This is a genomic window from Hymenobacter daecheongensis DSM 21074, assembly GCF_900141805.1.
In the GTDB taxonomy this organism is placed as follows: Bacteria; Bacteroidota; Bacteroidia; order Cytophagales; family Hymenobacteraceae; genus Hymenobacter; species Hymenobacter daecheongensis.
Map to the genome: position 1 here is coordinate 158,384 of NZ_FQYN01000001.1, position 15,537 is coordinate 173,920.

The 15,537-nt window shown below is 60.6% G+C and carries 12 protein-coding genes, 1 tRNA gene and 1 pseudogene; 5 read left to right on the forward strand and 9 right to left on the reverse strand.

Annotation, left to right across the window (positions count from 1 at the left end; genetic code table 11):
- Nucleotides 1–171 precede the first annotated feature (171 nt).
- Nucleotides 172–244 (forward strand) — tRNA-Thr (locus BUB62_RS00730).
- 72 nt (nt 245–316) lie between these two features.
- On the opposite strand, the gene nhaA is transcribed toward BUB62_RS00730, so the two are convergent.
- Nucleotides 317–1,654, reverse strand: coding sequence for a Na+/H+ antiporter NhaA (nhaA, locus tag BUB62_RS00735; RefSeq protein ID WP_073104935.1), 1,338 nt, complete (start codon nt 1,652–1,654; stop codon nt 317–319).
- A gap of 451 nt (nt 1,655–2,105) precedes the next feature.
- Between nhaA and BUB62_RS00740 the strand changes: the two genes are divergently transcribed.
- Nucleotides 2,106–2,915 carry a phosphatase PAP2 family protein gene (locus BUB62_RS00740; RefSeq protein WP_073104936.1) on the forward strand — a complete coding sequence of 270 codons (810 nt, stop codon included), beginning with the start codon at nt 2,106–2,108 and terminating at the stop codon, nt 2,913–2,915.
- Nucleotides 2,916–3,043: 128 nt separating this feature from the next.
- Here the strand turns inward: BUB62_RS00740 and BUB62_RS00745 are convergent, their stop codons facing one another.
- Nucleotides 3,044–3,814 carry a hypothetical protein gene (locus tag BUB62_RS00745; RefSeq protein ID WP_143163969.1) on the reverse strand — a complete coding sequence of 257 codons (771 nt, stop codon included), beginning with the start codon at nt 3,812–3,814 and terminating at the stop codon, nt 3,044–3,046.
- Nucleotides 3,815–4,172: 358 nt separating this feature from the next.
- On the opposite strand from BUB62_RS00745, the gene BUB62_RS00750 reads away from it, so the two are divergent.
- A complete protein-coding gene (locus tag BUB62_RS00750) occupies nt 4,173–4,907 on the forward strand; it encodes an SDR family NAD(P)-dependent oxidoreductase (RefSeq protein ID WP_073105924.1) in 735 nt (244 codons plus the stop codon).
- 144 nt (nt 4,908–5,051) lie between these two features.
- Here the strand turns inward: BUB62_RS00750 and BUB62_RS00755 are convergent, their stop codons facing one another.
- Nucleotides 5,052–5,411 carry a hypothetical protein gene (locus tag BUB62_RS00755; RefSeq protein WP_073104940.1) on the reverse strand — a complete coding sequence of 120 codons (360 nt, stop codon included), beginning with the start codon at nt 5,409–5,411 and terminating at the stop codon, nt 5,052–5,054.
- A gap of 314 nt (nt 5,412–5,725) precedes the next feature.
- Here BUB62_RS00755 and BUB62_RS00760 point away from each other — a divergent pair, with 314 nt between their 5' ends.
- Complete coding sequence (locus BUB62_RS00760; RefSeq protein WP_073104942.1) at nt 5,726–6,334, forward strand: C40 family peptidase; 609 nt, start codon at nt 5,726–5,728, stop codon at nt 6,332–6,334.
- A gap of 359 nt (nt 6,335–6,693) precedes the next feature.
- Nucleotides 6,694–6,864, forward strand: a pseudogene (locus tag BUB62_RS19635) (YkvA family protein); the annotation flags it as partial.
- 518 nt (nt 6,865–7,382) lie between these two features.
- Here the strand turns inward: BUB62_RS19635 and BUB62_RS00770 are convergent.
- The 6 genes from BUB62_RS00770 to BUB62_RS00795 all read right to left on the reverse strand — a co-directional run bounded on the left by BUB62_RS00770 (nt 7,383) and on the right by BUB62_RS00795 (nt 15,457).
- The gene (locus tag BUB62_RS00770) at nt 7,383–7,661 is read right to left on the reverse strand and encodes an acyl carrier protein (protein WP_073104946.1); all 279 of its coding nucleotides are present in this window, start codon (nt 7,659–7,661) and stop codon (nt 7,383–7,385) included.
- A gap of 123 nt (nt 7,662–7,784) precedes the next feature.
- Nucleotides 7,785–11,228 carry an efflux RND transporter permease subunit gene (locus BUB62_RS00775; protein ID WP_073104947.1) on the reverse strand — a complete coding sequence of 1,148 codons (3,444 nt, stop codon included), beginning with the start codon at nt 11,226–11,228 and terminating at the stop codon, nt 7,785–7,787.
- A 108-nt stretch (nt 11,229–11,336) separates the two neighbouring features.
- Nucleotides 11,337–11,735 carry a four helix bundle protein gene (locus BUB62_RS00780; RefSeq protein WP_234988452.1) on the reverse strand — a complete coding sequence of 133 codons (399 nt, stop codon included), beginning with the start codon at nt 11,733–11,735 and terminating at the stop codon, nt 11,337–11,339.
- Between the two features lie 70 nt (nt 11,736–11,805).
- Entirely contained in the window at nt 11,806–12,972 is a 1,167-nt protein-coding gene (locus BUB62_RS00785) for an efflux RND transporter periplasmic adaptor subunit (protein WP_073104951.1), read from the reverse strand.
- 132 nt (nt 12,973–13,104) lie between these two features.
- On the reverse strand, nt 13,105–14,790 hold the full coding sequence (locus tag BUB62_RS00790; protein ID WP_073104952.1) for a TolC family protein: 1,686 nt from the start codon (nt 14,788–14,790) through the stop codon (nt 13,105–13,107).
- Between the two features lie 52 nt (nt 14,791–14,842).
- On the reverse strand, nt 14,843–15,457 hold the full coding sequence (locus BUB62_RS00795; RefSeq protein WP_073104955.1) for a TetR/AcrR family transcriptional regulator: 615 nt from the start codon (nt 15,455–15,457) through the stop codon (nt 14,843–14,845).
- Nucleotides 15,458–15,537: the final 80 nt, after the last annotated feature.

Sequence of the window (15,537 nt, forward strand, 5' to 3'; positions counted from 1 at the left end):
TGCCTTTGAGGCGGTGCGCCAGGGAAGCTCTTTTGGCAGCGGGCTTCTCATATTGGTCATATACCAGACTGCTTTGCGCAGCCCCCACAAAAAAATCCGGCGGGGCTTGCGCGTTGTTTCGCCATCTGCCTATCTTTGCAGCCCCGGCGAACGAGCGGTTCGGCGGCAAATGCCTCTTTAGCTCAGCTGGTAGAGCAGCTCATTCGTAATGAGCAGGTCGTTGGTTCGAGTCCAATAAGAGGCTCATACTTTTAAGAAAAAGGGTCATGTAGTCTGCTAAGGCAGATTATATGACCCTTTTTCTTATTTCCGCCTGCTACAAGGCCGGGTGATGCGCTGCCTCGGGTGCACTGCTGGCAGCCGTACGCAGCAACCCGTAGCCTACCAGCCCCGATATCAGCGAAGCGACCAGAATGGCCAATTTGGCTACCGGCTCCGTCGCCGAATGCTCGCCCAGCGCCAACAAGGTGATAAACAAGGACATGGTGAAGCCAATGCCACCCAGCGCCCCGGCTCCCCACAGTTGCTGCCACGTGACCCCGGACGGCAGCGTGGCCCAGCCCAGCCGCACCACGCCCCAGGCCATTGCCCCGATGCCTAGCGGCTTGCCCACCACCAAGCCCACCATAATACCCAGCCCGAGCGGCGAAAACAGCTCGCCAAACACCGAGGAATCAATTACCAGGCTGGTATTGGCGAAGGCAAACAGCGGCACAATCCCGAAAGCCACCACCGAGTGCAGCCGCTGCTCCAGCTTCTGTGCCGGCGAGCTGATAGTATCGGAAAGGTGCTCCAGCTCTTCGCTGATGGTGCGCGGGTCGGCATCGGCGCCGTGGGCCTCGTCATCGAGGAAGCGCAGACGCGCCTCCAGCAGCCGCAGCAGCACGGGCCGCTCGTGGTTGATGCGCGCCGGTATGGCTACCGCTAGCAGCACCCCAGCCAGCGTAGCATGCACCCCCGATTCCAGCATGAAATACCAAAGAAGCAGGCCCAGCGGCATATACAGAAACAAACTGGTGGCTCCCAGCGCGTTCAGGGCCAGCAGCGCGGCCCAGGTGCCCAAGGCCAGATAAAGAAAGTGCAGATGCAGCTCCTGCGTGTAGAAGCCGGCAATGACGAGGACGGCCCCCAGGTCATCGACGATGGCCAGCGCGGTGAGGAAAACCTTGATTCCTAGCGGCACTCGTGGCCCCAGCACCTGCAGCACGGCCAGGGAAAAGGCAATGTCGGTGGCCATGGGGATGCCCCAGCCGCCCGCCGTAGTGGTGCCCCGGTTGAAAAAGTAATACAGCAGCGCCGGCAGCAACATCCCCCCCAGCGCGCCGGCCATGGGCAACACCGCGTGGCGCACCGTCGAAAGTTCGCCTTCCATCACCTCACGCTTTATTTCCAGGCCTACGATCAGGAAAAACACGGTCATCAGGCCATCGTCAATCCAGTGCAGCAGACTTTTATCGAGCACAACGCTGGCAAAGGCAATGCGCAGGTGCTCATCCCACAGGGCCGGAAAGTAGCGCGCCGGGCCCCAGGAAGTATTGGCCAGCACCAGCGCCAGCACGGCGCTCAACATCAGCACGATGCCACCGGCGGCCTCTCGGCGAAAAAACTCGGAAAAGGGACGCACCAAAGGGCGAATGAGGCGGGCAACAGCCATAGGGAAAAAGCTAAATAAAACTCGACCGGGGCTCTGGCCGAAAATGGAAGCAGGCGCTTTTACCGCCCGGTCCGGGCACTGGCGGCTTTGCCCGGCACCCGCAAGCGACAAGGCCGTTACCGAAGTGGGCTTCGTTTGCCAAAGCGGTAGTAAGGTAGCGCATGCAGGCTGAATTGGCCGGTTCTCTGCCTACGAAGCTGTTTGAGTTAGTTTGGGCAACCTCTAGAAAGTCCTGCTGAGCCTGTCGAAGTATCTCTACCACGCCGTTTGGTTAGCATGGCAACGAAGCGGTAATGATGCTTCGACAAGCTCAGCAGGAGGTTCGTGATTAATTCAAATAGCTTCTAAAAACCTTTCAAGAAACGGGAGCCCGCCGAGGCTGCTCAATGCAGCGCCCTGGAGCCTTATGACCAAAGCCGTACCTTGCGGCCTGGTTTATTTTCCTGGCTCTATGCGTATTTCTTTCCCCAGCTTGCTGGTTGCTCTGCTACTTCAGCTGGCTCCGCTCAGTCCGGCAGCGGCGCAGGTGGCGGCCCCCACCGATACCACTCATAAATACCAGACCCCGGCGGGACCGGTAGCGCCCAAGCCCTGGTACAAGGGCAAGCTGGTGCGGGCCAGCGTCGTGCCGGCTCTGCTGATCGGCTATGGAGCCTATACGTTTGATGGCGGCGGTTTCTATACCAATCAGAACGCTAACCGCGACATTCACCGCCTGTTTCCCACCTACCGCACCAAGCTGGACAACCTGCTGATTTTCGCGCCTTATTTTGAGCTGGGAGCTGTGGCGCTGGCGGGCGTCGAATCGCGCAACGACCGGCTGAACATTGGCTTGGTCATTCTGAAAAGCGAGGCGCTGATGCTGACCTCCGTATTCGCCATCAAGCACCTGACCCGCGAAACCCGTCCCGACGGCTCCGATAATCTCTCGTTTCCGTCGGGCCATACGGCGCAGGCGTTTCTGGCCGCCAGCATCGTGCACACAGAATTCAAAGACAAGAGTCAGTGGTACGGCATCGGCGCCTACACCATTGCCGGCAGCGTAGCCGCCCTGCGCATGATCAACACCAAGCACTGGCAGAGCGACGTGGTGGCCGGCGCGGGCATCGGCATCCTGTCGGCACACCTAGCCTACCTTTCGCACCGCAACCGCTGGGGCCGCAAGCCGCGTCTGCTCGATGGCACCAGCCTGGCCCCAACGTGGCAGCCCGGCGCGGGCGGTGGGCCGGGGCTCATCTTCACCTGGCGCCCCACCCGATAGCAAGCGACTAGCACGTGATGCCGAAGCTGGTTTAGATGATTTCCCAAACCGCTTCCATTACAAAAAAGGCCGGCTGCACTGGGCAGTCGGCCTTTTTTGCCTTTCTATCTGGGTTAAAACGCTACGGCCTACAGGTCGCTGCTGTAGTCGTCTTCGCCGAAGCCCGACGTTTTATCGGGGCGGGTGCTGCCGCTGCGGTAGCCGGAATCGGTGCCGGAGCTGCGGTAGTCGGTCACCGATTTGCCGGATTTGCTATCCGACGTGCCCCGTGCGGCCGAGTCGCCATAAGGGTTCTGGAACTTCTGGTCGGTGGTAGCTGCGGTGCCCGAGCCATAAGAGCCATACGAATGGCTGCGGTAGTCGGTAGCGGCCGAGCGGTAATCCGTGTTGGAGCGGTACTTCGATTTGGTGCTGCTCGGCTCCTTCGACTTCGAGCGCAAAGCCAGCCAGCTCAAACCGCTGACCAGCAGCGCCCCGCCTACCACTTTCTGGGTGGGGCTGAGCTTGTTGATCTGGTCCAGGGCTTTAGTGCCCAAATCTTTCACCGACTGCGGCAGCTGGTTGCTGCTTTCCAGCCAGGAAGATACGTTCATCCAGGATTGGGGCTGCCGGCCGTCAGCCTCTTTGGCCGAATCTGAGGAAGTACGGCTTTCCATGGTGTTGCGAGCCGACTGATCCTGGCTTGGGGTGCCGGGGCGCGTTGAAGCCTCGGGAGAAGTAGTGCGGGTAGCATCCTGCGAGCCAGTTGAAGCAGCCGACGATGTTTTGCTGCGGTCCGACTGGCTTTGCGAGGCGGAAGTAGCGGCCTGCGGAGTAGGGTTAGCAGCCGTCGATTTGTTAGTACCAGTAGATTGCGAAGAAGAGGCTCCGGGAGTGGGCTGATTTGGCTTGTTTTCCATGGCAAATACGTGGTTGTAAGTACGAAAGAACTCCGCGGCAGCTCTGCCGGGTGTCTCCCCTATTCGTAAAGCAGCCGGCTGGGGTTACAAATTGGTTCGGGTTTTTGTGCAACCCGTCCGCAAAATTTTCTACTGCTGCCCGGTAGGGTAGCGCTGATTATTGAGCCGGATTCTCGGCAATGCACACATTGGCGGCCAGCGGCTGGCCGCTTTACTGGGCTTTGGGCCGAGCGGCGTCATTAGCCGTAGCTGGGCGCTTAACTAAACCAGCGCTGAGCTTGTTGGCGGTCTACTTTCTGCCGTGCCGCCATCCCAGCCCAAAACAGGCAACGGCTTTTTTCAGCCCTTTTTGTTTCTCATGAGCAAGCGTTTTCAGGATAAAGTATGCCTCGTTACGGGGGGCACTTCCGGCATTGGCCGGGCCGTTGCCGGGCAGCTGGGCCGCGAGGGCGGGCGCGTGGCCGTGCTGGGCCGCAACGCGCCGGAGGGCCGCGAAGTGGTGCGGGAAATAGAAGCCGCGGGCGGCGAGGCCGTCTTCATCCGGACTGATGTGGGCAAGGACGCGCAGCTGCGCAATGCCGTGGACCGCATCCTGGCCCGGTGGCAGCGCATTGATGTGCTCATCAACGATGCGGCCATGATGACCTTCACCCCCATTCTCAAGCTCGACCCCAAAGAGTGGGACCAGTTGATGACGGTGAACGTGCGGGCGCTGTTCCGGCTGTGCCAGCTGTGCCTGCCGCACATGCAGGGCGGCAGCATCGTCACCATCAGCTCGGTGCACGCCCACCAGACTACGCCCAATGTGGTGCCCTATGCAGCCAGCAAGGGCGCAATGGAAGCCTTCGTGCGCGGCATCAGCCTCGAAATTCCCCACACCCAGGCCCGCATCAACGCCGTAGCGCCCGGTGCCGTGGATACGCCCATGCTCTGGGAAAACCCGAACGTGAAAAGCGGCAAGGAGGAAATAACCGGCCAAGTGGGCACCCCCGCCGAGTTGGCCGCCGCCATCTGCTTCCTGGCCTCGCCGGAAGCCAATTTCATCAACGGCACCACCCTAGTAGTAGACGGCGGCCGCCTGGCGGCGCTGTGAAGTGGTGAGATAGTGAGATAGTGAGATAGTGAGATGGTGAGATGGTGAGTTTGATGGTGAGTTTGCGCATCTGGCGCAAGTGGCGCAGTTAGCGCAAAACCGAACATCAAACTCACCATCTCACTATTTCACCATTTCACTATCTCACCGCCCCGGCGTGGGGTGGCGATTTTCTGGCGGGGGAAGTTGGCCGTTGGGGGCATAGAGGAGCGCGTCGCGCTCGGCGGCTTCGCGGGCGGCCACCTCGAAGGGAATATTGTAGTAGCCGTGCCGCACCCAGCCCAACAGGTAGCGCCACAGAAATCCGAAGCGGCCATACTGCTGAAACTGCCGGATGTGCTCCATCTCGTGGGCCACCCAGTGCGGGTCGCTCAAGAACTGCGCCCGCGTGGTGCCGCTCAGATGAATGCTGTTGCCCAGCACCATAGCCACGCTGCCGGCCTGCAGCTTGAGTCGGGCGAGGCGGGCGAGGGGCGAATTTTCGATAATGCGAGGCGGCTTCATGGACAGAAAAACGGGGTGCGCATATACGACACTATTTCGGCAGGGGTTGCAAGCTCAACCTTAAATTTTCGATCAATTTATTTAACTATATAAAGAATATTGCCCGAAATCATGTCCGAAATTAGGACTCCTAACTTTTAAGTCCTTAGCTTTAACCTACGGCCGGGATAGAAACCTTCTCTTTTCGGCCGGAAGCGCGGCTAAATCGACCGCTTTTTTTCGCCCCCAGGTTACGCCCAACCTATCGAGTAAAACAGTACGCTCCGGCCCTCCGGCCGCCCCCGGAAACCGATTTTGCCATCTAACGACGGACAATGAAAAACAGTCTTCTGTATTGCCTCGCTGCCTCCTCGCTGGCCCTTTCCTTTTTCTTTGAGCATACCCCTGCTTCGTCCTCCGCTTCGCAAAGCGTGGCTCCCGTAGCCGCCGAAGCCTCTTTCCTCTCCGCCTTCAGCAGCAACGGCGACGACGACAAGCCCGCCACCACCCGCGATTCGCTCGCCTACCATTACTACTCCCAGACGCTGGGCCTCAAGCTAGCCTTCAACGAGGATCAGAACCTGCTCCGCACCGTGACCGAGTGGATCGGTACCCCTTATAGCTACGGCAACAACTCCAAAAAGGGCACCGACTGCTCCGGTTTCGTGACTCGCGTATTTAAGGAAGTATACGGCGTAACGCTGCAGCGCAGCTCGCGCTCTATGTTTCAGAACGTGAAGCACGTAGCCAAAACCGAGATGCACAGCGGCGACCTGGTCTTCTTTCGCCGCGGCCCCGGCCAGCCCATCTACCACGTGGGCATCTATCTGCAGGATGGCAAGTTTGCCCACTCGGCCTGCAATGGCGGCGTGATGGTCAGCTCGCTGAACCAGCCTTACTACCAGCGCAACTTCTACGCCGCCGGCCGCGTTGAAACCAACTAACCGGCCGCCAACCGTTGCCCAGAACACGCCTCATTCATCCGAATGGGGCTTTTTTTTGGCCTGACGGGGCCGAAGCATAGCATAAAACCTATTTTTAGCCGAGACAGTATAGCAGAGGCAGCCAGCGGCCTTATCTTGGGGCGCGCGGGCCGATTTTCTCAACTCTCTCCCTCCTCATGGATACTCAGAACCCCAAAGGTGAAAACGTAGCCTCCTCGGCTATTTTCAAAAAGTTTCTCGGCAAGGCCGAAGAATACATCAAGAAGCCGACGCGCCTGAAGCAGCTGCTGACCGATGCCTACCAGAAGGCCAGCGACAAGAAAGACGTAGGCAGCCTGGCCCACGAGGCCTGGGAAACCATGCAGACGCTGTTTCGCCTGATTCGCTCGTCGGCTTCGGGTGAGTATGCCGGGCTGCCCACGCCGACTATTGTGGCGGCCGTGGCCGTGGTTATTTACTTTCTGAGCCCCATCGACCTGATTCCGGACTTCATTCCGGTGCTGGGCCTGCTCGATGACATTGCGCTGGTAGCCTGGTTTTCCTCTACGGTGAAAGATGAGCTGGAGAAATTTACGGAATGGGAGAAAACCCACGTGAGCGTGGTGAGCAACCCCGACCACACGGCCACGGAAGCCACGTTTGCCTCCATGACCGACCAGAGCGCCAAAACCACCTCCCCCGCCGCTACCAGTCCCATAGCAGCCGCCAAGGCCACGGAAACCACCGAATCGGCGAAGCACGGAGCCACCACGGACCTGCATTCGGCCCCAAAGAAGCCTTCGGATACGGATTCCGGCATTTCCTCGCCCGATAGCAGCAACCCGAACCCCAGCCGCACCGGCCCCACCGATCCGGCCCCCAAAACCGACGTAGCGCCCCACGCCGATGTGGCCGCCAACACCACCGACAGCAGCCGCACCCGCCACGACGGCGCAGCCGATACCGGCGGCAACGTGCGGTAGCATCCGGCTTTCGTAAGACATAAAAAAAGGCCCGCAACTGAAGTTGCGGGCCTTTTTTTATGCCTGTGGCTAAGTATGCACGGAGACTAAGCGGCGCGGTTGTGCTCCAGCTCGGGCGTGTGCGAGGAAACGTAGTTCACGAAATCTCCCACCGTGCTCAGGGGCACTTCGTCGGGGATGGTGATGTGAAAGCTGCGCTCCAACTCCAGGATAATATCCACTACATCAAGCGTATCGAAGCCCAGCTCACGGCTCAGGCTGCTGCCGGCACGCAGGCGCGCCGGCTTGATGGCCTTGCGCTTGCTGATGATGCGCACTACTTGTTGTGCGATGGATTTAGGGGCGGAAGTCGTTGAGGAAATCATGCAAGGGAACGACAGAATGAGGGTAAAATTGCGGCGCGGGGCCGGACGGCAGCCAGCTTTCCGTGCCCGTTCGGGCAGATGAGCCTGAAGTTGGCACGAAGGGTTGCAAGCCGCCAGAAAAAATTATAGTTCGGCGAAAACCGGCGGCGTGGCAGCTTGCTGCTCCTCATAGTCGGCAGACTGCTGACCGGGAGCATCGGCGGGCACGCCCGTGATCCGCTCGCGCACCAGCTCGTTGATCAGGTACATCACCGGTACCACCACGAGGGTGATGAGCGTAGCAAAAGCCAGACCGAAAATGATGGTCCAGGCCAGCGGGCCCCAGAATACCACCGACTCGCCCCCGACGAAGAAGTTCGGGTTGAAGCTCTCGAACAGAGTGTAGAAGTCGATATTCAGGCCAATGGCCAGCGGAATCAGACCCAGGATGGCGGCCGTGGCGGTCAGAATCACGGGGTTGAGGCGGGTGCGGCCGGCCTGCACGAGGGCCTCGCGCAATGGCACGCCCTGGGCGCGGAGCATGTCGGTGAATTCGACCAAGAGAATACCATTTTTCACCACGATACCCGCTAGGGCCACTACCCCCACGCCGGTCATCACGATGCTGATTTTCATGCCCGTAGCGGCCAGGCCGAGGCACACGCCCGTCACGGAGAAGACGATTTCGGTGAGGATGATGATGGTCTTGCTCACCGAATTGAACTGCGTAACCAGGATCATGAAGATGAGGCCGATGCTGAGCAGGCCGGCCACGCCCAGGAAATCCTGGGTTTCCTTCTGGTCTTCACTGGCTCCGCCCATGCGCACGGTGTAGCCGGGCGGCGTAGGATAGGCCTGCAGGGCCTGGTCGATCTGGGCCACTACGTCGGGGGCGGTGTAGCCGCCGAGCACGTTGGAGGAAACGGTGATGATCTTTTTGAGGTCTTTGCGCTTGATGCCGCCGTAGGTATTGCTGTATTCAACACCGGCTACGGAGGAAATAGGCACCTGCCGCATCTGGCCGGTGGCATCGCGGAAGGTGAGGCGCGAGTTCAGGATGGCGTCCACGTCGTCGCGGTAAGGCTTGGCGTAGCGCACCTGAATGGGGTACTCGTCGTCGGGGGTTTTGAACTTGCTGGCTTCCGAGCCGAAGATGGCCGTGCGTACTTCCATGCCGATCTGGGCCGTGCTCAGGCCCTCGCGGTTGGCCCGCTGCCGGTCGATGTTCACGGCAATTTCGGGGTTGCGGTCTACCAGGTTGGAGCGCAGATCCTCGATGCCGGCAATATTGAGCGAATCGACGTAGCGCTCCACTTTCTTGGAGAGCTTGGCCAGCTGCTGGTAGTCGTCGCCGCTTACCTCGATGGCCACGGCCTTGCCCTGGGGCGGGCCGTTCTGCTCCTGATCCACGGCCACTTCGGCGCCCGGAATGCCTTTCACCGCCTCGCGGATCTTATCCTTATAGGTACTCGTCACCGGGCCGGTCCGCTCGCTGAATTCCTTGAACGCCACCGACACCTTGCCCAGGTGGCTCTGCGCCGTGCGGGCCGCGTCCTGCGGGTCGTCGGCGCCGATGCCCACGTTGGCGATGATGGACTCCACGTCGGGGTTGTTGGTGCCGATAACCTTGTTGATGCGCTGCTCCAGCACGCGGGTCAGCGAATCGGTGATGGCCACCTTGGTGCCCACCGGCATGCGCAGGTAGGTGTAGATGAACTTGGGGTCGCCCTGGGGGAAGAATTCGACCTGGGGCTTGCGGATGGCCACGGCCACGAAGCCGAAGATCAGCAGGGCAAACATGCCCGTCATGATGCCCAATTGCCGCCACTTGGTGCCGTGCACGGCCCAGCCCACCAGGCGGGCGTAGGCATTCTGGAAGCGCGGCAGCACCTTGGTCTGGAAGCCGGCAATGAGGCGGTAGAGCACGAACTGGTCGAGCGTGGCAAACAGAGCCAGGAACATAAACAGATTGCCCACGAACATCGAACCCGATACGTAGCCCAGGACCGCTATGCCCAGCAGAATCAACAGCACGCGGCGGAAACCGGCGGTCCAGCGCGGCTTGCGCAGCTCCTCGGGGCTGTTGTGGGCCTCGCGCTCCATGAAGCTCACGGCAAACACCGGGTTGATGATGAACGCCACCACCAATGACGACAACAGCGTGACAATGAGCGTAATGGGCAGGTAGAACATGAATTCGCCGATGATGCCCGGCCAGAACGCCAGCGGAATAAACGGCGCTACCGTAGTCAGCGTGCCGGCCAGCACGGGCACGAACACCTCGCCGGCCGCGAATTTGGCGGCCTGGGCCGTGCTCAACTCGGGGTGGTCGTGCAGGATGCGGTGGGTGTTTTCAATCACCACAATGGCGTCATCGACCACGATGCCTAGGGCCAGCAGGAAGCTGAACAGCACAATCATGTTCAGTGAGAAGCCCAGCGTGGGCATGCACAGGAACGCCAGGAACATCGACAGCGGCACCGAAAGCGCCACAAACAGCGCGTTGGTGGTGCCCATGAAGAACATCAGAATCAGCGTCACCAGGATGAAGCCGATGACGATGGTGTTGATCAGGTCGTGGAGCGTGACGCGGGTATCGTTGCTGGTGTCGCCGGTAAGGGTGATTTTCAGCTCGCTGGGCAGCGTGACTTTGCTGGTTTTTACGATTTCCTGAATCTTGTCGGAGGCATCAATCAGGTTTTCGCCCGAGCGCTTGATGACGTTCAGGGCAATGGCGGGCTTGCCGTCGAGGCGGGCGTAGGATTCGCGGTCCTTGAAGCCGTCCGTAACGGTAGCCACGTCGCCGAGGCGGATGCTGGCCCCGTTCATGTTCTTGAGCTGGATGTCGGCAATGTCGGTGGCCTTGGCGTACTGGCCGGCCACGCGCACGGCGCGCTTCTGGCTGCCCACCTCTACCGAGCCGCCCGAAATGGTCAGGTTTTCGCTCTGAATGGCGCGGCTCACATCGGTGAAGTTCACACGGGCGGCCTGCATCTTATACAGGTCCACGTCCACGTTCACCTGCTGATCCAGGGCCCCCACGATATCCACGCGGCTGATTTCGGGCAAGGCCTCAATCTTGTCCTGGAAGTCGTCGGCGAACTTTTTGAGCTGGGTGGTGGAGAGGTTGCCCGACAGGTTGATGGTCATGATGGGGAACTCCGAGAAGCTCACTTCCTGCACGCTGGGCGGCGTGGGTAGGTCGTTGGGCAGCTCGTTGCGGGCCTTGTCCACGGCATCCTTCACCAGCTGCTTGGCATACTGCACCTGCACATTGGTGTTGAACTCCACGTCGATAACGGAGTAGTCCTGGTTGGAGGTGGAGTTGATTTTCTTCACCCCGTTCACGCTTTTCAGCTCCTTTTCGATCTGGCGCGTGACCAAGTTCTCCATGTCGGCCGGCGAAATACCCGGATAGATGGTGGCCACGATGATGCGCGGCACCACGATATCGGGGAAGTTCTCCTTCTGGAGCTTCACGTATGTGAACAGCCCCGCGATGGTGATAATCAGCGTGAGGATGTAAATGCTGGTCTTGTTATCGATGGACCAGCTGGTGGGCTTGAATTCTTTTTCGACGTCCTGCATGTTTTTTTCGAGCTACAAGCTGTAAGCGGCAAGCTTCAAGCTTTAGTGGACGAGTATTATTTGGCGTTTTGGTACGATGCGTCGGGCATGGTGAAAGCCGGTATCAGGCTATCCGCCGAGCCGGCGCAGAAAGCTTTGCAACATCATTTGTTCTTCCCGGACCAAGCCAAGTGCTGGCTCCGCTGCCGGCGGGGAGGACAAACCAACCCGGACAGTAATCAACAACTGGGTTTCAACTTCAAAGGCTGACCCCAGCGCTATTTCTATGAAACGCTTGTAGTCCTTCTCGCTTCCCCGGCTACTGCCTTCGGCAATGTTTGATGGAATCGAAGTTGCGGCCCGCGTAAGCTGACTGCGTAGCCCAAACCGTTCCTCAGCGGGGAAGCTGGCGACAAGCAGATATACCTGCTCCACCAAGTCCATGCCCTTCTGCCAAATCAATAGCTGCTGATAGTTGCGCATTTTATTGAACTGTAAGCTTTTCTTAGCTGCAACTGTAAGCTTCAAGCCGCAAGCTTTTCGTTATGACTCACTAAAGCTTATAAAAGCTTGCGGCTTGAAGCTTACAGCTTGCAGCTCAAAGACTAACCACCTGCCCCTCGTTCAGATTCTGATAGCCGGCCGAAATCACTTGGTCGTCGGCTTTCAGGCCCTGGGTGATTTCCACGCGGCCGTTGTAGGTGTTGCCGGTTTGGATGACGCGCTTGGCGGCTACTTTCTGGCCGCCCTTCTGCTCCACCACCAGCACGTAGGAGTTCTGCTCGTCCTTCTGCACCAGGTCCACGGGCAGCACAGTGGCATTCTGGCGGTCGTAGTTGAGGATGCGCACGGTGGCCACCATGTTGGGGCTGAGCTGCACGGCTTTGCTGCCGCTCAGACGCAGCTCGGCGGTGAAGGTGCGGCTGGCCTGGTTGATGGTGCGGCTCACGGTGCGCACCGTGGCCGGCATTTCCTGGTCGCTCAGGTCCGGAATGGTTACCAGGGCCTGGTCGCCGGCCTTGATGCGGGCGGCGTAGGCTTCAGAGATGTCGGCCAGGATTTTGCCGCCCGAGCCGCCGGTAAGGCGCACCACCGGCGAGCCAGGAGCCGCCACCTCGCCCTGCTTCGGCAGCACCTCATCCACCACCCCGCTGAAGGGAGCCACCACGCTGTATAGCTCACGCTGGCGGTTCAGGGTGGAGAGGTTGCGGCGCAGCGCGTCGTAGTTGTTTTTGGCCTGCAGGTACTGAATCTCGGTGCCGATCTGCTGTTTCCAAAGGCGCTCCTGCTTCTCGTATACCACGCGGGTCAGGTCGAGGCGGGTGCGCAGCTCGGCAATGCTGGCATCTAGGATGCTGGCATCGATGGTAGCCAGCACCTGGCCCTTGCGTACCCGGTCGCCGCGCTGCACCCGAATGCTGGTGAGCGTGCCGGCCGAGCGGGCCGACACCGTGGCGCTCTGGTCGAAATCGACGCGGCCCTGCACTTCGAGGTAGCTCCTGAAGCTCTCGGGCGCTACTTTAATAACTGACACGGCTACGGCTTTGGCCGCGGCGGCAGCGGCCGCCGCCTCGGCGGTAGCCGGACCGGCTTTGGCCTCCAGCTCGGCAATTTTGGCCTGGTTGGCGGCCTGTTCGGCCTTTAGTTCGGCCAGCTCGGCCTTGGGGTCTTTTTCCGAGCCGCAAGCGGCCAGCTGCAAGCTGCAGGCGGCCAGTAAGCCGAAAGCCAGCGTGCGGGAAGAGAGTCGGGAAGGAGCGTATTTCATTGGGAGAAGCTTGGAGTTAGGAGGCAGGAGCTAGGAGCTAGGAGCTAGAAGCTGGGAGTTAGGAGGCAGGAGGTAAGGCCCGATGCTTGAATGAACAGCACTTCTATCTCCTAGCTTCCAGCTCCTAGCTCCTCATTTAGTGGCCTTATTGTACAGTTCGCCGGTGGCTTTGTCGCGGTCTACTTTGGCTACCAGCACGTCATAGATGGCACCGTAGTAGTTGGTCTGGGCGGCGCGCAGCTCGGTTTCGGCCGATACTACTTCTAGGTTCGAGCCTACGCCCTCCTGAAACTTGATGCGCGACACGCGGGCCACGTCGGCGGCCAGGGCCAGGTTTTCCTTCTGATTATCGAGCACGTCGAGGGCATTTACCAGGCTGGCCCGGCTCTGGGCATCCTGCAAATCGATGCTCTGGCGCAGGGTTTCGAAGCCCCGCTCCACGGTTTGCTGCGCAATGCGGGCCTGCTGCACCTGGTAGCGGCGGCGGAAGCCATCGAACACCGGCACCTGCAGGCTCAGGCCCACGTTGCCGAAGCCAAACCAGTTCTGGTTGGCGAAGCCGGCGCTGTTGCGCGAGTCGGGCCCGCGGAAAGCGAACAGCTCGCCAAACCGGTTGCTGGAGCCCGAAAAGCCGTAGGCCGCCGTAGCCAGCAGGCGCGGATACGCCCCGGCGCGGCGGTTGGCCAGGTCGAGGCCGGCCAAAGCCTGCTGGGTTTCGAGGGTGCTGAACTCGATGCGGTTGTTGTAGTTAAAGGCGGCCGCCGACTGACCGGTACGCCCGCCGCTGAAGGCCGCCTGCTGATCCTGGCGGCTCTGCTCGGGGCTCACGCCGGCCGGAGCCGGCACCGTAGGCACGGCCCCCAGGCCCGAAACGCCGCCCCCGGTAGTGGCGCTGCCCACGCCCAAACGCTGGCGCAGAGCCCCAGCGTCAATCACGGCCGCGTCTAGCGCGTCGGTTAGCTCTACTTGCTGCTCCTGGGGCAGGCCCATCTGAAACTTGAGCAAAGCCACGCTCAGCTCGGTGAGGCGCTGAGCCTTTTGCTGCTCCACCACCAGATTGTTGCGCTGCACGCGCAGGCGGTCCACGTCGAGCTTTTCGGCGAAGCCGGCCTTGAACACGGCATCGGTCTGGTAGAGCACCGTATCGAGGCGCTGCACGTTGCGGGCCAGCAGCTGCAGCCGCTCACGGGCCACCAGCGTGCTGTAGTAAGCCTTGCTGACCTGCTCCACCACCTCAATTTCGGCCTGCTGGGTTTGCTTCTGGGCCAGGCTCTCATACACCTTAGCGGCCTTCAGCCCAATCAGATACGAGCCATCGAACAGCAGCTGCGACACGGAGGCCGCGGCGTTGCCGGCGTACTGCAGGCCGAAGGCAAACGGCTGCGGCGGCAGGGCCAACGACTGCGTGGTGAGCACCTGCCGCTCGCCGGCGGTGGCGGCATTCACATCCGAGGAGGTGAGTACCGTTTGCTGCACCGGGAAGCTTACCAGGCTCTGCTGGAGCTTGAAGTTGTCGGCCAGGTTGGCGGCCACGTTCACCTGCGGGAAGCCCGCCGACTTGATTTCGCCCACCCGGGCGCGGGCCGTCTGCTCGCCCAGGCGGGTGGCCAGCAGCGTGGGCTTGTTCTTCACGGCGTAGTCGACGGCCTGCTGCAGGCTCAGCGGCATGAGGCCGCCGATGGCGGCCTGGCCGGCCAGCGCGGGACGGCCGGCCGGCGACAGGGTGGCCGGCGTCGTCGTCTGCGCCAGCGCGGCCCCGGCGGGGGCCAGCAGGCCCGGTGCGGCGGCCAGCAGCAAAACGCGGAGTGTGTTCTTCATATAACGAGGGAAGCTGGTGTAGTCGGGGTTGGGGAGGGAGCCGGGGCGGCGCTTATTCTTCTTCGGTCACGTGGCGGAACGCGTTGATCAGCTTGTGGCCTTTAAGCGTGGCCACGCCCAGCATGAAGTGCTCCAGCGTGACCAGCGCCACGCGCTGCGGATCAAACTGTCGGGGCGAAAAAACGGTGGGGTTGAAGGCCAGCTCGATTTCGGCCAGGCGCAGGCGGGCCAGCACGTCCACGTCGAGGTCGGCGCGGTAGAGGCCCTCGGCCATACCCCGGCGCAGGTTGTCCACTATCTGGTCGAGGATGAACTCATTTTTGTGCTCAAGCCACAGCTGCCAGGTGGCGGGGTGGTACTTCTGCAGGTCGTGGAAGATGCTGGGGTGGATATCGGCGAACTGGCTTTTCATCCAGCTCATCATCTTCACCAGCTCCGCCACCGCCGACTCCGACTGCCCGGCCATGGTTTCGCAGTCGCCCTGGGTCTGGGCCAGGTGCTGCTGCATCACGCCGTGCACAATCTGGTCTTTGTTCTCAAACCATTTGTAGAGCGTCTTTTTGGAGATGCCCAGCTGCGTGGCAATGTCGTCCATCGACACGCTCCGAATGCCATTGCGGCCAAAAAGCCCCAGCGCTGCCTGCAGAATCCGATCCTTGATTTCCATAACCGGGGCCAAAGGTACAACGGAAACTTTTAATGACTCCAAAGTTTCCATTAAATTTTTACTATCGAAAGAGGGGCCCA

Coding starts and splice junctions, on each gene's coding strand:
- nhaA (WP_073104935.1), bottom strand. CDS start 1,654: ATGGCTGTTGCCCGCCTCATTCGCCCTTTGGTGCGTCCCTTTTCCGAG.
- BUB62_RS00740 (WP_073104936.1), top strand. CDS start 2,106: ATGCGTATTTCTTTCCCCAGCTTGCTGGTTGCTCTGCTACTTCAGCTG.
- BUB62_RS00745 (WP_143163969.1), bottom strand. CDS start 3,814: ATGGAAAACAAGCCAAATCAGCCCACTCCCGGAGCCTCTTCTTCGCAA.
- BUB62_RS00750 (WP_073105924.1), top strand. CDS start 4,173: ATGAGCAAGCGTTTTCAGGATAAAGTATGCCTCGTTACGGGGGGCACT.
- BUB62_RS00755 (WP_073104940.1), bottom strand. CDS start 5,411: ATGAAGCCGCCTCGCATTATCGAAAATTCGCCCCTCGCCCGCCTCGCC.
- BUB62_RS00760 (WP_073104942.1), top strand. CDS start 5,726: ATGAAAAACAGTCTTCTGTATTGCCTCGCTGCCTCCTCGCTGGCCCTT.
- BUB62_RS00770 (WP_073104946.1), bottom strand. CDS start 7,661: ATGATTTCCTCAACGACTTCCGCCCCTAAATCCATCGCACAACAAGTA.
- BUB62_RS00775 (WP_073104947.1), bottom strand. CDS start 11,228: ATGCAGGACGTCGAAAAAGAATTCAAGCCCACCAGCTGGTCCATCGAT.
- BUB62_RS00785 (WP_073104951.1), bottom strand. CDS start 12,972: ATGAAATACGCTCCTTCCCGACTCTCTTCCCGCACGCTGGCTTTCGGC.
- BUB62_RS00790 (WP_073104952.1), bottom strand. CDS start 14,790: ATGAAGAACACACTCCGCGTTTTGCTGCTGGCCGCCGCACCGGGCCTG.
- BUB62_RS00795 (WP_073104955.1), bottom strand. CDS start 15,457: ATGGAAATCAAGGATCGGATTCTGCAGGCAGCGCTGGGGCTTTTTGGC.